Below are 18039 nucleotides of genomic sequence, written 5' to 3'. Positions count from 1 at the left end.
GGTCATCGGGGACCCATGAGCACCAGGACCAGGTACTCCTGCAGCACGGTCAGCCACTGGTACACGTCGAAGTGCACGGCCAGCGGATGATCGGGTGGCAGACGCTCGGGGCCGTCCGGCCCGACCTCCAACATGACGCCCAAACTCAACCGGATGTCGTTGACCGCCCCGATCCAGGAGTTCGCGTCCTCCTCGGTGAGTTCGAACCGGCCGCCGTCGTCGGGAACCGTATCCAGTAACCGCTGTGCGGCAACGCGTTTGGCGTTGACGATGTCGGGCTCGTGCAGGCTGCGCAGGGCGGCGTTGAGGCTGTCCGCGGCATCGGGCGACGCGTCGTCCTCGTCGTCTTGCCGGTAGAAGTCGGGCAGCAGCCTGCGCAGCGTGGGATCGTTCGGCGGTTCGGCGTTTCCGGTCTTGATCCCGGTAATCTCTTCGAGTTCGTCTGCGGGCGAGGAAGATTCACGCTCGTCGAGCAAACCGATCATCGCCGTCGCCAGGTTTCTGAGCAGGGCGGCCTCATGGGAGGCCAGCGACGACCGAAAACGGGGACCGTCGGCGGTCTCGACCCGCTTCCATTTGCGCACAGGGAATCGCCAGCGCCTCGGGCTTCAGCGGTCCTGCTGCATCGTCGCCCACAAACCGGCGGCGTGCAGCTTGGACACATCGACTTCCATGGACTCCCGGCTGCCGGCGGACACCACGGCCTTTCCTTCGTTGTGCACCTGCAGCATCAGCTTGGTGGCGTGCGGCTCGCTGTAACCGAACAACTTCTGGAACACGTATGTCACGTAGGTCATCAGGTTGACCGGGTCGTCCCAGACGATCGTGACCCACGGGCTTGTCGTGGCCTCTACCGGAGCGGACTCTCGTTGTCCTGTAGTGCCCGGCTTCGTGGGCGCTGACATAACAACCATGGCCTACACGATACCGAGGGATGGACGACGTTACAGAGCCCCTAATGGCAGCCGATACCGTTATGGAATGAACGACGCGGTCGTTACTGGGCTGCTGACCGACAAGTACGAGTTGACGATGTTGGCCGCGGCGCTGCGCGACGGCAGCGCCGATCGACGGACCACCTTCGAGCTTTTCGCCCGCCGACTTCCCCAGGGGCGCCGCTACGGTGTGGTCGCCGGAACCGGCCGGCTGCTCGAGGCGCTACCGCAGTTCACCTTCGACGACCAGGCATGCCAGTCGCTGGGGCAATTCCTCGACCCAGATACGTTGCGGTACTTGCGCGAATTTCGGTTCGGCGGTGACATCGACGGCTACGCCGAAGGCGAGCTGTATTTCCCCGGATCACCCGTGCTGTCGGTGAGCGGGACGTTCGCCGAATGCGTGGTGCTCGAGACGCTGGCCCTGTCGATTTTCAATCACGACACCGCGATCGCGTCCGCCGCGGCGCGCATGGTGAGCGCGGCCAGGGGACGCCCGTTGATCGAGATGGGGTCGCGACGAACCCACGAGCACGCCGCGATCGCGGCGGCCCGCGCCGCCTACCTCGCGGGCTTCGCCGCGTCGTCCAACCTGGAGGCACAGCGCTGCTACGGGATACCCGCCGAGGGCACCTCCGCGCACGCGTTCACCATGCTGTACTCCCGCGCCGACTCAGCTACGGAATCGACCGAATTGGCGGCGTTTCGCGCACAGGTCGAGGCGCTCGGTGTGGACACCACCCTGCTGGTGGACACCTATGACGTGACGGCCGGTGTGGCCAATGCCGTGGCCGCCGCCGGCACCGAACTGGGTGCGGTGCGCATCGACTCCGGCGAGCTGGGCGTGCTGGCCCGCCAGGTGCGCGAGCAACTCGACAAGTTGGGAGCCACCCGAACCCGCATCGTGGTCTCCGGTGACCTCGACGAGTTCTCCATCGCGGCCTTGGCCGCCGAGCCGGTGGACAGCTACGGCGTGGGCACCTCGTTGGTGACGGGCTCGGGCGCCCCGACGGCGAACATGGTGTACAAACTCGTCGAGGTGGACGGCTTGCCGGTGCAAAAGCGCAGCAGCCACAAGGAATCCCGCGGCGGGCGCAAGGAGGCGCTGCGCCTGGCGCGCGGCTCGGGCATCATCACCGAGGAGGTGGTGTATCCGGCCGGCCATCGGCCCGCGGTCTCCGGACCGGCTCGGCTGGTGACCGTCCCTCTGGTCCGCGGCGGCGAGCTGGTGTCCAAACCGAACCTCGCGGCGGCGCGCGAGCTGGTAACTTCCGGGCTGCGCAGTCTGCCGTGGGAGGGATTGAACTTGTCGCACGGCGATCCCGCGGTCACGACGACGCTGATTCCCGCCGGCCGGCGGTAGCACCGCCCCAGAGTTGCTCGGCGGTAGCACCGCCCCAGAGTTGCGAAGAGGGTAGCCACGTCCGACGTGTCCGTGTCCGAGCTGCTGGCCACCGCCGTGGCCGCGCTCGGCGGCAGTGAACGCAGCGGCCAGCAGGAGATGGCCGCCGCGGTGGCGCGAGCCTTCGCCACCGGGGAGCATCTGGTAGTGCAGGCCGGCACCGGTACCGGCAAGTCGCTCGCGTACCTGGTGCCCGCGATCGTCCACGCTCTCGACGACGAGTCCCCCGTCGTCGTGTCCACGGCCACGATCGCCCTGCAACGTCAGCTCGTCGATCGCGATCTGCCCCGGCTTGTCGACGCGCTGGCCGATGCGCTGCCACGCCGCCCGCGGTTCGCGTTGCTCAAAGGCCGACGAAACTATCTGTGTTTGAACAAGATTCACAACGGCGGGGCGGCCGACGGTGAGGAAGGCGACGACCGGCCGCAGGAGGAACTCTTCAACCCCATGGCGGTCAGCGCCCTGGGCCGCGACGTGCAACGGCTCACCGAATGGGCGTCGAGCACCGAATCGGGTGATCGCGACGATCTCAAGCCCGGCGTCCCGGACCGGTCCTGGTCGCAGGTCAGCGTCTCCGCGCGGGAATGCCTCGGCCTGTCGCGCTGCCCGTTCGGCACCGAGTGCTTCTCCGAACGGGCCAGGAGTCAGGCGGGCCGCGCGGACGTCGTGGTCACCAACCACGCGCTGCTGGCCATCGACGCGGTGGCCGACTCGGCGGTGCTGCCCGAGCATGCGCTGCTCGTCGTCGACGAAGCGCACGAGTTGGTGGATCGGGTGACGTCGGTGGCAACCGCGGAGTTGACGTCGGCCGGCCTCGGGGTGGCCGCCCGGCGGATCGGCCGTTTGGTGGACCCGGAACTGGTCCAGCGTCTGGAGGCGGCGACGGCCAACTTCGCCTCGCTCATCCACGACGGCACGCCGGGCCGCATCGATCGCCTCGATGACGAGCTGGCGACCTACCTGACGGCACTGCGCGACGTGGCGACCGCGGCGCGTTCGGCGATCGACACCACGAACGACCCCAAGGCGGCCTCGGCGCGCGCCGAAGCCGTTGCGGCACTGAGCGAGATCTCGGACACCGCATCGCGCGTGCTGGCGTCGTTCGGCCCGGCCATCCCCGACCGCACCGATGTGGTCTGGCTGGAGCACGAGGAGATCAGGGGCGCACCGCGTCCGGTGTTGCGGGTGGCGCCGCTGTCGGTCGCCGGGCTGCTGCGGGCCCGGGTCTTCTCGGGTTCGACGGTGGTGCTGACGTCGGCGACGCTGACCATCGGCGGATCGTTCGACGCCATGGCCGCGGCGTGGGGACTGACCGCCGAGGACGACGACGCCCGCTGGCGCGGGCTGGACGTGGGTTCGCCGTTCGAGCATGCCAAAGCCGGAATCCTCTATGTGGCCGGCCACCTGCCGCCGCCGGGACGCGACGGCGTCGGCTCAGCCGAGCAGCTGAGCGAGATCGCCGAACTCATCACCGCCGCCGACGGACGCACCCTGGGGTTGTTCTCATCGATGCGCGCCGCCCGGGCGGCGGCCGAGGCCATGCGCGAACGGCTGTCGACGCCCGTGCTGTGTCAGGGCGACGACAGTACGTCGGCACTCGTCGAGCAGTTCAGCGCCGACCCCCAGACGTCGTTGTTCGGCACGCTGTCCCTGTGGCAGGGCGTCGACGTTCCCGGGCCGTCGCTGTCGCTGGTGCTGATCGACCGCATCCCGTTCCCCCGGCCCGACGACCCGCTGCTGAGCGCGCGGCAACGCGCGGTCGCCGCGCGCGGCGGCAACGGCTTCATGGCCGTCGCGGCCAGCCACGCGGCACTGCTGCTGGCGCAGGGGTCGGGACGGCTGTTGCGCCGGGTCACCGATCGCGGCGTGGTGGCGGTGCTCGACTCGCGCATGGTCACCGCCGGCTACGGCGGCTACCTGCGGGCCTCATTGCCGCCGTTCTGGCAGACGACGAACGGCGAGCAGGTGCGCCAGGCGCTGCAGCGCCTGCGCGGCGCCGCGGAAGGTCTGCCGGCCTGAGGCCTAATTCCAGCAGACCTCATAGACGCGCTGCGGATCCTGCAGGCCTTTGAGCTGTTCCTCTCGGCTTTCGCCGAACTGGAACTCGTGGCTGCCGGCAACCAACCCGCGTAAGACCGCCGACACCAGGATCCCGTTCCCGTTCGCTTTGGCCCCGATCCGCGCCGCCAGGATCACGGTGTGCCCAAAGAAATCTTCCCGCTCGCGAATCACCTCGCCGGTGTGCAGCCCGATCCGGACGCGCACTACCTGGCTACCGGACGGATCGCGATAGGACGCCAAGTCGCGTTGTATCGCGATCGCGCAGCGCAGCGCGTTGCGGGCGCTGGCGAAGGCGACCATAAAGCCGTCACCCTGCGATTTGACCTCAAAGCCGCTGTGGGCTGCCAGCTGTCGGCGGATAACTGCGTTGTGGCGGTGCAAGAGCTTCAGCCAGCGATCGTCGCCGAGTTGCTCGGCAAGTACCGTCGAGCCCTCGATGTCCGAGAACATGATCGTGACCGTTCCGTCAGGGGCGGCGACCCTGCTGAGGTCGGGCCGGTCCGCCTCGACCGACTCTGCAACGTCGTCCATCACCGACCACCCGAGCTGCTGCGCCCGGCTCTCCTCGTGCCCTCGGCGCAGCTGCACGAGTCGCTCGACCTCGACGCGCATGCTGTTGCGCTGCGCAATGTCGAGTCCCCGGTCGATCAGGCCCATCGCCTTGGCCCGATCCGCCGGCTCAGACGTGTTGAGCAGCATGCGTGCGTACTCGTAGCAGACCCGGGGTGTCACGTAGTCGCTGCCGATCTCCGCATTACGCGCAAGGGCCAGGTCAAAGTGATGCTGTGCGTCCACGCGGCGGTCCGCCGCCGCGGCGGCGAAGGCGAGGAACGTGTGGTTGGAGCCGAGACACCCGGCCCCGGCCAAAAACAGCGTGCAGCGGTCTTCGTAGGGCAAAAGCAGCTCGTACAGAGCGCTGGCGGAGTGTCGATCACCGATCGGAATCGAGGCCATCGAGAGCACGCAGACTGACGTCAACCAATCACTGGTGCGGCGTAGCGCTTGGAAGCCGTCAGTCGCCAGCTCCGCGAACCTGGCGCGCGCCTCATCGAGCTGGCCGATCTCGGTCAGCAGCCACACGTACGATGCCGGCCACGCCTGGCCGTAGCGCGCCGCGGCTTCGCGCGCGGCATCGCGCAGCTGATCCAGGGTGCCGTCCGCGAGCCGGGTCAGAAAAGAGTGCGCGCCGAAAACCACTGCCGCGACTTCCGGCTCGGCGCGCTGGCCGATCGACAGCGCCGTCTGCGCAAGACGCTCCGACTCCTTGTAGCGACCCTGCATCAGTGCTCGCATGGTGCGGAACACCGCGGTCTGCCACAGGTAGCGCGGCTGGTGCAGTTCGTTGGCCAGCCGGTCACACGCCGCGATCTCCTGATCCACCGCCCGGAAGTCGCCGAGCTGGGCAAGCGCGATCAGCCGCAGCTGGTGGCCCTCGAACTCCATGTCCCGGTCACCGAGGATCCGAGCGAGCCGCGCCATCTCTTCGCCCGACGCGATCGCCTCGTCGATCCGATCAGGACCCAAGGTGGACCACTGCCGGCTGTGCATGGCCAGCAGCAAGATTTTTGTGTCGCCGACGCGTTCGGCCATCTCGATGGCCTGCGCGCTGACTCGGTCGGCTTCCGCCAGCGCGCCCTTGCGGCGAAGCTCTAGCGCCAGCCGGGCAAGGACCGTCACTCGCAGCGCGCTGTCGCGCGCCGGCAGGACCTCGAGCGCCTCATCCAACAAGGTCACCAACTGTTCGTCGGCGCGGTCGGTGATCGAGAAGCCGCCCGGGCCGCCACCGTATCCGAGTGCGGCACGGGCAAAGTGGTCGTTGAGCGCCAGCTCGCGCGCGATCGACGCCGCCTCGCCGAAAGTCTTTCGGGCGCCTTCGCCTTCGCCGGCCCGCCACTGGGCATCCCCCAGCGCCAGCAGCAGATCGCACCGGCGCTGCGGTACCACCTCCGAGATCGTGTCGAACAGCCGCAGCGCCGTCCCGTAAAGGCTGACTGCGTCTTCATAGGCATACGTCGCCGCCGCCCGCTCGCCCGCCCACCAGGCGTAGTCGGCTGCCTTGGCGGCATCACCGTAGGGAGCCGCCTTGGCGAAGTGGAACGCGATCGCAGACAGGTGGGACTCGATCCGGTCTTCGTAGAGTTCCTCAATGGCCTCGCCGGCAGCGACGTGCAGCTGGGAGCGCCGCAGCGTGGCGAGGTCGTCGTACAGCGCGTCACGAGTCGCGCCGTGGGCGAAGGCATACCGGCCCGGCTCGCCACTGGCTTGCCGCACGATCGCCCCCTCGAGCGCTGGCTGCATCCGCTCCAAAACGGCATCCGCCTCCAGCGCGCTGACGTGGGCCAGCACCGGCAGGTCGAACTCGCGACCTATGACCGCCGCGGTCGACAGCAGCTCGAGTGTTTCGGCGGGCAACTTCTCCAACCGGCGGGAGACCACCTCGTGGACACCCCGAGGGATACCGAGCTCCCCATCGTCCCTGATGTTGACAACCCAACGGTCGTCGCGCCAATCAAGCACTTCGGAGTCGATCAGGTGGCGAACGATCTCTTCGGTGAAGTACGGATTGCCCTCCGACTCTCGGCAAACGGCGTCGGCGAGCGCGAGTTCGTCACGTCGATCCAGCGGTTGTTGCAGCACCGCTTCGAGCATCGCCTTGACGTGTTGATCGGAAAGCCCTCGCAGCTTGATGCGTGCGTAGCCGCGTTCCTTGCTGAGCCCGGTGAGCACTTCGTTTAAGTAGTGATCATCGGGAAGCTCGTCGTCGCGGTAGGTGCCCAGCACGAACACGCGCGAGTGAGCCAACTCACGCACCACGAAAGCCAACAGCATCAGCGAGGGTTGGTCGGCTTGTTGCAGGTCTTCGAGGAAGATTGCCAGAGGCTGGCGGTCGGAGGCACCGATCAGGAATCGCGCCACCGAATCGAACAGCCGGAATCGCGCCTGCTCGGCGTCCAATGCCGGCGATTCGGGGATCTCCGGCATCCGCTCGCGTATCTCGGAGACGATCTGTGCGATCTCGAACGCTCCGGAGCCCAAGTCAGCAGCCACCGTTTCGGCATCGTGACCGCGTGCATAGTCGCGGATCGCCTGGACCCACGGCCAATAGGCAGGAGCGCCCGCACCCGCATAGCAGCGACCCCACAGGACCTGCGCTCCCCGAAGGGCGGCGTATGCCGCGGCCTCCGACGCGAGCCGGGTCTTGCCGATTCCCGACTCGCCACTTATCAGCACAGTACGGCCGCGCCGGCCCACAGCGTCATCGATCGCGGCCCGGAGTTCGTGGGTCTCCCGCTCTCGTCCGAGGAATGTGCCATCGGTGATCCGGTCGAGCGCCGCCATGTCCTGAGTCGAGCCATCGCCACGGGCAACCGCAGCGGCGATGGCCCCTAAAGCATCGCGAACTTCGGCTGCCTGCTGAGGGCGCGCCTCTGGCGACTTCGCCAGCATTTTGAGCAACAACTGGTCGAGCGGTGCAGGAACACCGGAGCGATGCCCGCTCGGCGCGACCGGAGCAGTCGAAACATGCTGGGAGACAATCGCAGCCGCTGATTCACCCGCGAATGGTGTTATCCCGCAGAGCAATTCGTACAGCAGCGCACCAAGAGAGTAGATGTCCGAACGTGCGTCGGAACCCCGACCGAGGGCCTGCTCGGGCGGCATGTAGGCGACCGTTCCGATCACCGTCCCGACGGCCGTCACTCGCGTTGCGCCTTCTGCGACCGCGAGCCCGAAATCTCCGATCTTGGCGGTGCCGTCGGGTGCCAGCCACACGTTCTGGGGCTTGACATCGCGGTGCACCACACCCTGGGCGTGTGCGTGCGCCAGGCCGCTGGCGACGTCCTGCCCGATGCGGACCACCTCTTCGACGGCGAGCCGGTGATCCACTGCGTCTGACAACAAGCTGTAGAGGTCCCCGCCGGCCATGTACTGGCTGATCAGGTATAGCTGCCCCGCCTCATCGCCGAAGTCGTACACGTTGACGATGTTCGGGTGCTCGCCGAGCTTCGCCATCGCCTCGGCTTCCCGGCGCGCGCGGCGCATGGCTGCCTCGTCTGTACCGCCGGCCTTGAACACTGCGGCGGCCACCTCGCGCTGCAGGCGGGTGTCGATCGCCAGGTACACCCGCTTGCCGGCACCTTCGCCGAGCAGGCGGCCGAGCCTGTAACGCGCGTCTGCAAGCGTCTGGGGAACCGGCGGACCCGTAGGCTGCGCCGGCGCGGACCGCGCGTTCAGCTCGGTGCCGCACTCGTCACAGAAGCGCTGTCCCGCAGGATGGCGCGCGCCGCATCCCGGACATGCAATCTCGACCGCAAGCGGGCCGCCACATTTGCCGCAGAACTTGGCCTGAGGCCGGTTCCCAGCCCCACACTGACCGCACTTCACGTTCGCGGGCGCACTCATCGGTTACCTCAGCGCCGCACCTGGAAGTCCACCGACCAACAGCGTCCCCGGACCGACATGCGTTGCAACAACGGGTCCGATCTCGGAGATGAACTCCGGTTCGGTGCCTAACAGTTCGGCGACGCGCTCGGCCAGCCGCTTCGCCTCCTCGTGTGCGAAGGCGTGCTGGACGAACCACCGGTCGGCGCCCGCAGCGCGCCGTTGGACCATCAGTTCGATCAGTCGCTCGACACCTCGCCGGTGGGTGCGCACGCGCTCGAGGGCCTTGAGTTCCGATTCGATCGCCAGGATGGGTTTGAGATCGAGCGCCGATCCGACCCATGCGGCCACGGCGCCCACTCTGTTGCTTCGGCGGAGGTACTCGAGCGTATCCACCAGGCCCCAGCCCTTGACTTCCTTGCGGGCTTGGCGCACACGCTCGATAACACCCTCCGCGTCGGCTCCCCCGGCCGCGGCGCGCGCTGCCACCAGAGCCTGCAGTCCAAGGTGGCCGCCGAAGCCGGCCGAGTCGATCACGACCACCCGCTCGCCGCCATCGCCCCCTAGCTTCGCGGCTCCCTGTCGAGCCATCGAGCAGGTCTCGGAAATACCAGACGAGATGAGCACCGAGACGACGGCATTGTGTTGTTGCAGCAGTCGGTCAAAGACCGCGACGAAATCCTCGACGGTCGGCGCCGACGTAGTCGCGACGTTCTTCGACGCGTCCAACTCCGCATAGAACCGTGCGAAATCACCGTCGAACTCCGACTCGCGCAGTGGTCCTTCACCAGTGTCGTAGTACTGCGACACCACCGTGATATCGAGCTTGTCGACGAGCGCAGGCGGCAGGTAGCCAGTGCTGTCGGTAACCACCGCGACATCAGCCATGCGCGCACTCCAGCCGGTCCCGAACACCGTGAATCATGTCCAGCCACGACCTGTAACGGCAGTAAGCGTACTGCCGCAGACTTCCGGCGGGGGGAAGTCTGCTGACTTTCGTCGAACACCTGGGCTGCATCCGTGACCAGGGGCCGCGATGCTCGCTACCCCAGCGCCGCACCGGCAAGACCTCCGATCGCCAACCGGTTCCAGACACGCGCTGGCCGGTCTGACCTCTCATTCAGCCACGCGGATAGCCGGCCCATTGGTCGCCTACCTCGCCTATCCCAACGCCGCGCTGGGAAGACCGCCGACCGTCAGCATCCCCGGACCGGTATGAGTGGCCAGTACCGGTCCGACCGGAGAGATGAACTCCGGCTCGGTGCCGAACAGCCCGGCGAGACGCTCGGCCAGCCGCTGCGCGTCCTCCTGCGCATCGGCGTGCTGGACGAACCATCGATCGGCGCCGACCGCGCGCCGCTGTCGCATCAACTCGACCAACCGCTCGACCCCGCGCCTGAAAGTGCGCACGCGTTCGACGGCCTTCATCTCTGATTCGATCATCAAGATCGGCTTGAGATCGAGCGCCGACCCGATCCATGCGGCGGCGGTGCCGACCCGTCCGCCGCGCCTCAGATACTCAAGCGTGTCGACAAGGACCCATTGCCTGACCTCCTGGCGCGCCCGGCGTGCCTGCTCGGCCACGCCCTGTAGGTCGGCTCCTGCCGCCGCGGCACGCGCCGCCGCCAGCGCTTGACAACCCAGGTGGCCGGCCACGCCGGCCGAATCGAAGACCTTTATCCGCTCGCCGTCCACCCGTGCCGCCGCCTCACGTGCGAACTCGCACGTCGGGGACAGGTTTGACCCAAGCATGACGCCGACCACGGCGCTGTGTTCCTGCAGCAGCCGTTCATAGGCCGCGACGAAATCTTCGACCTTGGGCGGCCCGGTCGTCGCGACGGTCTTCGACGCGTCGAGTTCGGCGAAGAACCGTGCCCAATCACCGTCGAAGTCCGACTCGCGCTCCCCACGGCCAGGCAGCTCATGACCGCCGGTGGGCGACGCGGCACCGGTGATGTCGTAATACAGCGATACCACAGTGATGCCCAGGCTCTCGACAAGCGCCTGCGGCAACGCGCAGGTGCTGTCGGTAACGACCGCGACTTCAGCCATATGCGCCCTCCAATGCCGTCGTGGGAAGACTTCCGGCCGCCAACGCTCCCGGACCGGTGTGCGTCGCGACTACCGGGCCGACCTCGGAGACGAACTCAGGCTCAGAGCCGAACACCTTGGCAAGACGCTCAGCCAGCCGTTGCGCGTCCTCGTGCGCATACGCGTGTTGGACGAACCATCGATCGGCGCCCACCGCGCGGCGCTCCCGCATCAGCTCCACCAACCGCTCGACAGCGCGCCTGCGCGTGCGCACTCGTTCGACGGCCTTGAACTCCGATTCGATCAGCAAGATCGGCTTGAGGTCGAGCGCGGATCCGAGCCATGCGGCCGCGCCACCGATCCGGCCGCTGCGCCGCACATACTCAAGCGTGTCGAGAACGAACCATTGCCTGACCTCCTGGCGCGCCCGGCGCATCGCGGCGATCACTCCCAAACTGTCTTCCCCCGCGGCGGCCGCCCGCGCCGCCGCCAGTGCCTGAACGCCCTGGTGGCCGGCCGTGCCGGCCGAGTCGATCACTTCCACCCGGGCGCCACCGCGGCCCTCAGACTCCAGCCGTGCGGCTGCCTGTCGGGCGATCGAGCAGGTCCTGGAAATGCCTGAGGAGATCAGCACCGAGACGACGGCGCTGTGCCGCTGCAGCAACCGGTCAAAGACCTCGACGAAATCCTCAACGGTAGGCGGCGACGTCGTCGCGACCGTCTTCGATGCGTCCAGCTCCGCAAAGAACCGCCCGAGATCACCGTCGAATTCCGATTCGCGCAGCCCGCGGCCAGGCACATCGTGGCCCCCGCCAGGAGAAGCATCGCCGCTGATGTCGTAATACAGCGCCACAACCGTAATGCCGAGGCTGTCGATGAGTGCGGCGGGCAAGTAGGCGGTGCTGTCGGTCACCACCGCGACCTCAGGCATGCGCAGATTCGCCCTGCACTACCCGCATGATCTGCGGCAGGGCTTCACGGGTCGCGATTCGGCCGGCCTCGCGGGCACGGTCGATCTGGTGCCATTCGAGGAAGCCGATGCTGCTGGTGTCGGGGTGGATCGCCAGATCCGCCTGCTCGAGAACGGTCGACGTTGCCATCGCGCTGCCGATCGTCATGGTGCGCATGAGCGTGTCTACGACGTTTGGCACCCGCGGCGAGCGCGCCGGCTTCCTGTCGGTGGCGGGGGTTGCCTGCTGACCCGTGCCTATGCTCACCGCGAGGAGTGGGCCCTCGTGGCGCGCCAGCGTCGTTACCGGCAGGTTGTCGAGCACACCGCCATCGACGTGGAGCACCCCGTCATAAACGATCGGTGCGTACAGACCCGGCACCCGCAGAGAACAACCGACGACATCGGCGAGCGGACCTCGTCGATGCACGACGGCCCGACGCGCGAGTAGGTCGACGCTGACACAGCGGAATTCCTTCGGCAATTCCTCGACCAACTGTCCCCCGAAGACACTGTCGAGAGCGCCCAAGGTACGCCGCCCCCGAATCAGTCCCTTGCTCGGCAGGGTGTAGTCGTTGGTCGGGTTGCTGCGAATGAAGTATTCGTAAATGTGCGCGTCTACGGCTGCCGCATCCTTACCGGTCGCCGCGAGCGCCGCGATGATCGCGCCCATGCTCGTCCCGGCGTAACGGTCGACCGTCACCCCCGCCGCCTCCAACTCTTCGAGCACCCCAAGGTGCGCAAAGGCGCGCGCCGCCCCGCCGCTGAGGACCAGCCCGACCGAGCGTCCCGCGATGCGTGCCGCAAGGGGCCGCAGATCGGCAGTCCTGTGACCTGCCCGCACTACCTGCACCGAGCGCGGCGTCAAGGATTCTTCCCACTGGCGACGGCATTCGCGGTCGGCGGGCGGTCCCGCGAGAACGAGGTCGGCACCCGTTGCTCGTGCCGGCAGCGTCGACGGCGGTGCCGGATCGGCCGTCACCAGCACGACCCGGTCGGCCGACCGTAAGCAGAAGTCACGCCAGTTGGCGTCATCGGTTGCCGCGTGCAGCACCACCTTGTCCACCGCCCGCTCGGCACGCTCCAAGCCGTCGCGGTCCACCCGGCCCGGGTCCAGCACCTGCAGCCGCGGTGACAGCGCGGTCACCAGTTCGGCAGCCACCATCGATACCGGCGCGCGATTGTCGAGGCCGACGACCGCGACGACCACCTCAGGTGTCGAGGCAGGCGGCACCGCCGGGGGCGGAGCCTGGTGCAGCCGTGTTGCCAGCACGCGGACCAACGCCTCGAGGACGCTGGGATTGGCGATTTTGTCGAATTGGGCCTTGGTGAGCCGCACCAGGGTCGTGTCGCGCACCGCACGAATCGACGCGGACCGGGGTGCATCGATCAGCAATCCGAGTTCACCGACGACTTCGCCGCGGCCCAATTCCGTTGTAACCACGTCGTTTTGGAGCACCTGCAGGCGACCACTACGCACCACATACAGCGAATCGGACGCGTCTCCGGCGTGAAAGAGATACGAGCCCGCCTCGAGCTCGATCTGCTCGGCGCACTCGCGCAGCTCTGACAGGCAGATCGGGTCCAGCCCGGCAAACAGCGGCAGACCGCCCAGCGGATCAACCCCGCCCTCCGCGCCCGACCGCGAAATGGCGGGAAGGGAAACGATCCCGGGGGCACTTCCCGGTTCCGGCGAATCGAGGCGCAGCGGGAGTTCCGATTCCGCCGGCATCGCAGCGACGCGGCGGGTGCGCCCCAGCAACACCCCGCCGATCGCAACCACCGCGAAACAGACGGCGGCCAGCACCCAGCCTCGGCGCAACGTCTGTTCGGTGGCCCCGTGGGCCGGCGTTCCCACGACAATCACCAGCAATGCGATGCCGATCACGGCGCCCAGCTGGCGTGTGCTGCTGACCACGGCCGACGCGGTGGCATAGCTGCCGCCTGCGGCCAACCCGGCAAGTGCGGCGCTGCCAAGCATTGGCAGCGTCGCCCCGACCCCTATGCCCTGCAGCAGTTGACCGGGCAACCATTGCCCGACGAAATCGGGTTTGGATCCGACGCGTTCGATGTACCACAGGAGACTGCTCGTCCAGACCAGCGCGCCCGCGATGATGATCAGGCGGTAACCATGCCGGTCGGCGACGCGTCCGAGCACCGCTGCAACGAAAGCCGCGACGAAAGCAGCGGGCGCGACCGCCAAGCCCGCGCGCAGCAAGTTGTAGCCCCACACGTAGTTCAGGAACAACACGTGGGTCAGCAGGTAGGCGTAGAACCCGGCACTGGCGACAAGCGTGAGGACGTTGCCTGCGGTGAACGACCGAATGCGGAGGAACGCGGGATCTATCAGCGGCGTTGGATGGCCTCGCGAACTCATCACGAATCCGAGCATCGCGACGACAGCGGCCAGGAACGACGCGATGGTTGTTGGGCTGACCCAGCCCCAGTCCGGGCCCTTGACCAAGCCGAGGGTCAGGCATCCGAGTCCTACGGCCAACAACACCGCACCCCGTAAATCAGGCACACGCCGCCGTCCTGAGGCGCGGCTTTCGACCAGCCCCCGCCGTGCCACTACCACAGCTACAACGCCGAGCGGCAGATTCACCAAGAAGACCCAGCGCCAACTCGACGCCTCCACGAGCGCGCCTCCGATGGGAGGCCCGAGACCCGACGCGATGGCAGCTGCTGCGCCCCAGAGACCAACGCCATGTGCGCGTCGCGCCTCCTCGAAACTCTCGACCACGAGCGCTAGGGACGCCGGCACGAGAGTCGCCGCTCCGATGCCTTGCAGCACCCGGAATGCGACGAGCTGCCCGACGGTGTCGGCCGCCGCGCACAACGCGGATGCGACGGTGAACAACACCACCCCGTAGATGAACATCCGCTTGCGCCCGAGTAAGTCGGCAATCCTGCCGCCGGCCACCAGAAAGGCGGCAAACGCAATGTTGTAGGCGTTGAGCACCCAGGACAGGCTGCTGATGTCGCTGCTGTGGAAGTACCGCTGGATGGCCGGGAACGCGATGTTGACGATCGTTGAGTCGAGGAATGCCAAGAACGCGCCGAACGCCGCGACCAGTAGGACCGTCGTCGACGACGGCTGACGACGTCTGGTGAGCGTAGTGGCGGGTCGTCTCCCGGCGAGGCGACGTCTGCTGATCGAATTATTGACCGGGTTGAAACCAGCGATGGCTCGGGCATCCCCGGTCCTCGCATGATCGCCGGCATGCTTGCCACGAGTCGCAGAATGAGCAGCAGTCTCGTTCGCCATGACGCATCTCCGCTCGGTGAGGCCGTTGCGCCGTCGCCGCAATTGTTGCCCAAAAACGCACCTGAAGCGGGGCTTTTTGATAATGAGACTTGGAAATATGACCGATCGGTTCGCCTCGAGTGGACGACCGTAGGCCATCGGCCGCGAAGGTTCACGAAGTGATTGGAAACGCACCGGATTCAACCGCATCCGGTTCGCCGAGGGCCTATCCGAACGCCACCTGGGAATTACCCAGCAGCGGTTCGGCTAGCGGGCCAGCGTGACCAGACCGAGCTCGTTGCTGGCCGCCAGCATCGGGTTGTGGGGCAGTACCCGCACGGTGTAGCCGACGGATCCCGCCAGCGGCAGCGGCGTTGTCGTCGAGAAGACCTGGTTGCCACCCTCGGCGGTGCCGGTGTAGGACATCTCGACGGTGATCGGCTGCAGCAGCGCGTCGCTGGCGTCGACCCGGCCCACCAGCGCCTGGACCGTGACCTCGTCGGGCGCCAGCCCGGCCAGCTGGACGGTGGCGGTGAGGGTCAGCTTGGAGCCGAGCACCGGACTGTCCGGCAGGCCGGTGCTGTCGACGTCGGTGATGACGATCTTGGGCCAGGCCTCCTCGGCGCGCCGGCGGTAGGCGGCCAGCTCGCGGGCCGCGCCGAACTCGGCGCCGCCCGCCGCGCCGTCGGCGGGGGCGATCGTCTTGCGCAGCGACTGCGCGGCGGGCGTGTAGTACTGCTCGACGTAGTCGCGCACCATGCGGGACGCCAGCACTTTCGGGCCGAGCGTCTGCACCGTGTGGCGCACCATCTCGATCCAGCGCGGCGGGACGCCGTGTTCATCGCGTTCGTAGAACTTCGGCGCCACGGCTTCTTCCAGCAGCTTGTATAGCCCGCTGGACTCCAGGTCGTCGCGCCGGTCCTCGTCGGCCAGACCGTCGGCAGACGGTATCTCCCAACCGTTTTCGCCGTCGAACCATTCGTCCCACCAACCATCGCGGATTGACAGGTTCAGGCCGCCGTTGAGCGCACTCTTCATTCCCGACGTGCCACAAGCCTCCAACGGCCGCAGCGGATTGTTCAGCCAGACATCGCAGCCCCAATACAGCCGCCGCGCCATGGACATGTCGTAATCGGGCAAAAATGCGATGCGGTGGCGCACCTGCGGCCGGTCAGCGAAGCGCACCACCTGCTGAATCAACGCTTTCCCTCCGTCGTCGGCAGGGTGCGATTTCCCGGCGACGATCAGCTGAATGGGCCTCTCCTGATCGAGCAGCAGCCGTTCCAGCCGTTCCGGGTCGCGCAGCATCAGCGTCAATCGCTTGTACGTCGGCACCCGTCGAGCGAACCCGATGGTCAACACTTCGGGATCGAATGCCGTTGCTATCCAACCCAATTCAGCGTCGGAGGCACCTCGTTCCAGCCACGAGCGACGTAGCCGGCGCCGGACGTCGTCGACCAGCAACGACCTCAGCTGCGAGCGGATCCACCACAGATGGCCCGCATCGACCTGCTTGAGGCGCAGCCAAACACCCGGATCGCTGAACGAATCCGACCCGACCAGCTCACGGCCCAGCTGCAGCCACTGCGGCGCCGCCCAGGTGCGCGCGTGAACTCCGTTGGTAATAGAGCCGATCGGCACCTCACCCGCGTCGAAGCCGGGCCACAGTTCGTTGAACATCGACCGGCTGACCCGGCCGTGCAGCGACGACACACCGTTGGCGCGCTGGGCCAGCCGCAGACCCATGTGCGCCATATTGAATTTTTCGGGGTCGTCCTCGGCGCCGAGTGCCAGGATGCGGGCCGTCGGCACCCCCGGTAGCAACACCGGCGCGGCCGTGGCGTCCGAGGGCGCGGCCTTGTCACCGGATTGCGCTGCCGCACCGGATTCCGCCGCCTCATCCGATTTCGATGCGCCCGCGTGGTCGTCGAAGTACAGCCGCACCATCTCGATGGGAAAGCGGTCGATGCCGGCGGGCACCGGGGTGTGAGTGGTGAACACCGTGCTGGAGCGCACCACCGTCAGCGCGGTGTCGAAGTCCAGCCCCGGACCGGTCATCAGCTCGCGGATGCGTTCGGCTCCGAGGAACCCCGCGTGGCCCTCGTTCATGTGGAACACCTCGGGTGCGGGCAGCCCGTGAAAGTTTGTGAACGCGCGGATCGCGCGGACCCCGCCGATGCCGGCGAGGATCTCCTGCCTCATCCGGTGTTCCTGATCGCCCCCGTACAGGCGGTCGGTCACGCTGCGCAGTTCGTGTTCGTTCTCGGGGACGTCGGAATCCAGCAGTAACAGCGGAACCCGGCCCACCTGGGCGACCCAGATCCGGGCGTGCAGCTGCGCGGAATCGGGCAGCGTCAGCTCGACCAGGGCGGGCTCGCCGGTCGCGTCGGTGAGCAGCCGCAACGGTAGGCCCTGCGGGTCCAGCGACGGGTACGTCTCGTTCTGCCAGCCGTCGGCGGTCAACGACTGCCGGAAATATCCGGAGCGGTAGTACAGCCCCACCGCGACCAGCGGCACGCCCAGATCCGACGCGGACTTCAGGTGGTCACCGGCAAGGATCCCCAAGCCACCGGAGTAGTTGGGCAGCACTTCGGCGATGCCGAACTCCATCGAGAAGTAGGCGATGGCGGCCGGCATCTCGGCGCCTTGCTGCTGCTGTTGCTGATACCACAGCGGGCGGCTCAGGTAGTCATTCAAGTCGGCGGCCAGCTCGTCCAGCCGACCGAGGAAGGTCTCGTCGAGCGCCAGCTCGTCGAGCCGCGCCGGGTTGACCGCGCCCAGCAACGCGACCGGGTCGCTGCCGCACCGCTCCCACAGGTCGCGGTCGATGGTCGCGAAAAGCTCCTGGGTGGGTAGGTCCCACGACCATCGCAGGTTGGTCGACAACTGGTCCAGCGCGGTCAGACGCTCCGGAAGGTGAGCACGGACGGTAAACCGGCGGAGGGCTTTCACGCGTTACTACCTTACTGAGGTTCCCGCCCCGTGCACGGCGGGAAGGACCGCTTTTCCCCGACGGTGTGTGACCGAAGACTAG

Annotated in this window: 10 protein-coding genes; 2 read left to right on the top strand and 8 right to left on the bottom strand. The window is 67.4% G+C overall.

The genetic code is table 11. The features are described from left to right. Positions 1-2: 2 nt before the first annotated feature. Both A5688_RS14195 and clpS read right to left on the bottom strand, forming a co-directional pair. Positions 3-584 carry a DUF2017 domain-containing protein gene (locus tag A5688_RS14195; RefSeq protein ID WP_067837863.1) on the bottom strand — a complete coding sequence of 194 codons (582 nt, stop codon included), beginning with the start codon at positions 582-584 and terminating at the stop codon, positions 3-5. A gap of 24 nt (positions 585-608) precedes the next feature. After that, complete coding sequence (gene clpS, locus A5688_RS14190) at positions 609-914, bottom strand: ATP-dependent Clp protease adapter ClpS (protein ID WP_067096345.1); 306 nt, start codon at positions 912-914, stop codon at positions 609-611. 67 nt (positions 915-981) lie between these two features. Here clpS and A5688_RS14185 point away from each other — a divergent pair, with 67 nt between their 5' ends. Then, the gene (locus tag A5688_RS14185; RefSeq protein ID WP_067911551.1) at positions 982-2298 is read left to right on the top strand and encodes a nicotinate phosphoribosyltransferase; all 1317 of its coding nucleotides are present in this window, start codon (positions 982-984) and stop codon (positions 2296-2298) included. A 66-nt stretch (positions 2299-2364) separates the two neighbouring features. Next, positions 2365-4356 (top strand): ATP-dependent DNA helicase, encoded by a 1992-nt coding sequence (locus A5688_RS14180; protein WP_120312545.1) that lies wholly within the window; start codon positions 2365-2367, stop codon positions 4354-4356. 3 nt (positions 4357-4359) lie between these two features. On the opposite strand, the gene A5688_RS14175 is transcribed toward A5688_RS14180, so the two are convergent. The 6 genes from A5688_RS14175 to glgP all read right to left on the bottom strand — a co-directional run bounded on the left by A5688_RS14175 (position 4360) and on the right by glgP (position 17957). After that, positions 4360-8799 carry a protein kinase domain-containing protein gene (locus A5688_RS14175; protein WP_082955115.1) on the bottom strand — a complete coding sequence of 1480 codons (4440 nt, stop codon included), beginning with the start codon at positions 8797-8799 and terminating at the stop codon, positions 4360-4362. Positions 8800-8802: 3 nt separating this feature from the next. Continuing rightward, positions 8803-9666 (bottom strand): DegV family protein, encoded by an 864-nt coding sequence (locus A5688_RS14170; RefSeq protein ID WP_067911556.1) that lies wholly within the window; start codon positions 9664-9666, stop codon positions 8803-8805. A 273-nt stretch (positions 9667-9939) separates the two neighbouring features. Then, positions 9940-10830, bottom strand: a complete 891-nt coding sequence (locus A5688_RS14165) for a DegV family protein (RefSeq protein WP_067837857.1) — start codon at positions 10828-10830, stop codon at positions 9940-9942. Then, complete coding sequence (locus A5688_RS14160) at positions 10823-11722, bottom strand: DegV family protein (protein ID WP_165607477.1); 900 nt, start codon at positions 11720-11722, stop codon at positions 10823-10825. The genes A5688_RS14165 and A5688_RS14160 overlap by 8 nt, the downstream gene beginning before the upstream one ends. 10 nt (positions 11723-11732) lie before the next feature. After that, on the bottom strand, positions 11733-15215 hold the full coding sequence (locus tag A5688_RS14155) for an MFS transporter (RefSeq protein ID WP_242660305.1): 3483 nt from the start codon (positions 15213-15215) through the stop codon (positions 11733-11735). Between the two features lie 57 nt (positions 15216-15272). Continuing rightward, positions 15273-17957 carry an alpha-glucan family phosphorylase gene (glgP, locus tag A5688_RS14150; protein ID WP_067911562.1) on the bottom strand — a complete coding sequence of 895 codons (2685 nt, stop codon included), beginning with the start codon at positions 17955-17957 and terminating at the stop codon, positions 15273-15275. Positions 17958-18039 lie beyond the last annotated feature (82 nt).

Source organism: Mycobacterium mantenii (assembly GCF_001667865.1).
Classification (GTDB): domain Bacteria; phylum Actinomycetota; class Actinomycetes; order Mycobacteriales; family Mycobacteriaceae; genus Mycobacterium; species Mycobacterium mantenii_A.
The sequence above is the reverse complement of the archived record's forward strand: the minus strand, read 5'-3'. Positions and strand labels throughout refer to the sequence as shown.

What these genes read in the sequence shown, in the direction of transcription:
- clpS (WP_067096345.1), bottom strand. Translation starts at nt 914, where the DNA reads ATGGTTGTTATGTCAGCGCCCACGAAGCCGGGCACTACAGGACAACGA.
- A5688_RS14185 (WP_067911551.1), top strand. Translation starts at nt 982, where the DNA reads ATGAACGACGCGGTCGTTACTGGGCTGCTGACCGACAAGTACGAGTTG.
- A5688_RS14175 (WP_082955115.1), bottom strand. Translation starts at nt 8,799, where the DNA reads ATGAGTGCGCCCGCGAACGTGAAGTGCGGTCAGTGTGGGGCTGGGAAC.
- A5688_RS14170 (WP_067911556.1), bottom strand. Translation starts at nt 9,666, where the DNA reads ATGGCTGATGTCGCGGTGGTTACCGACAGCACTGGCTACCTGCCGCCT.
- A5688_RS14165 (WP_067837857.1), bottom strand. Translation starts at nt 10,830, where the DNA reads ATGGCTGAAGTCGCGGTCGTTACCGACAGCACCTGCGCGTTGCCGCAG.
- A5688_RS14155 (WP_242660305.1), bottom strand. Translation starts at nt 15,215, where the DNA reads ATGCGGTTGAATCCGGTGCGTTTCCAATCACTTCGTGAACCTTCGCGG.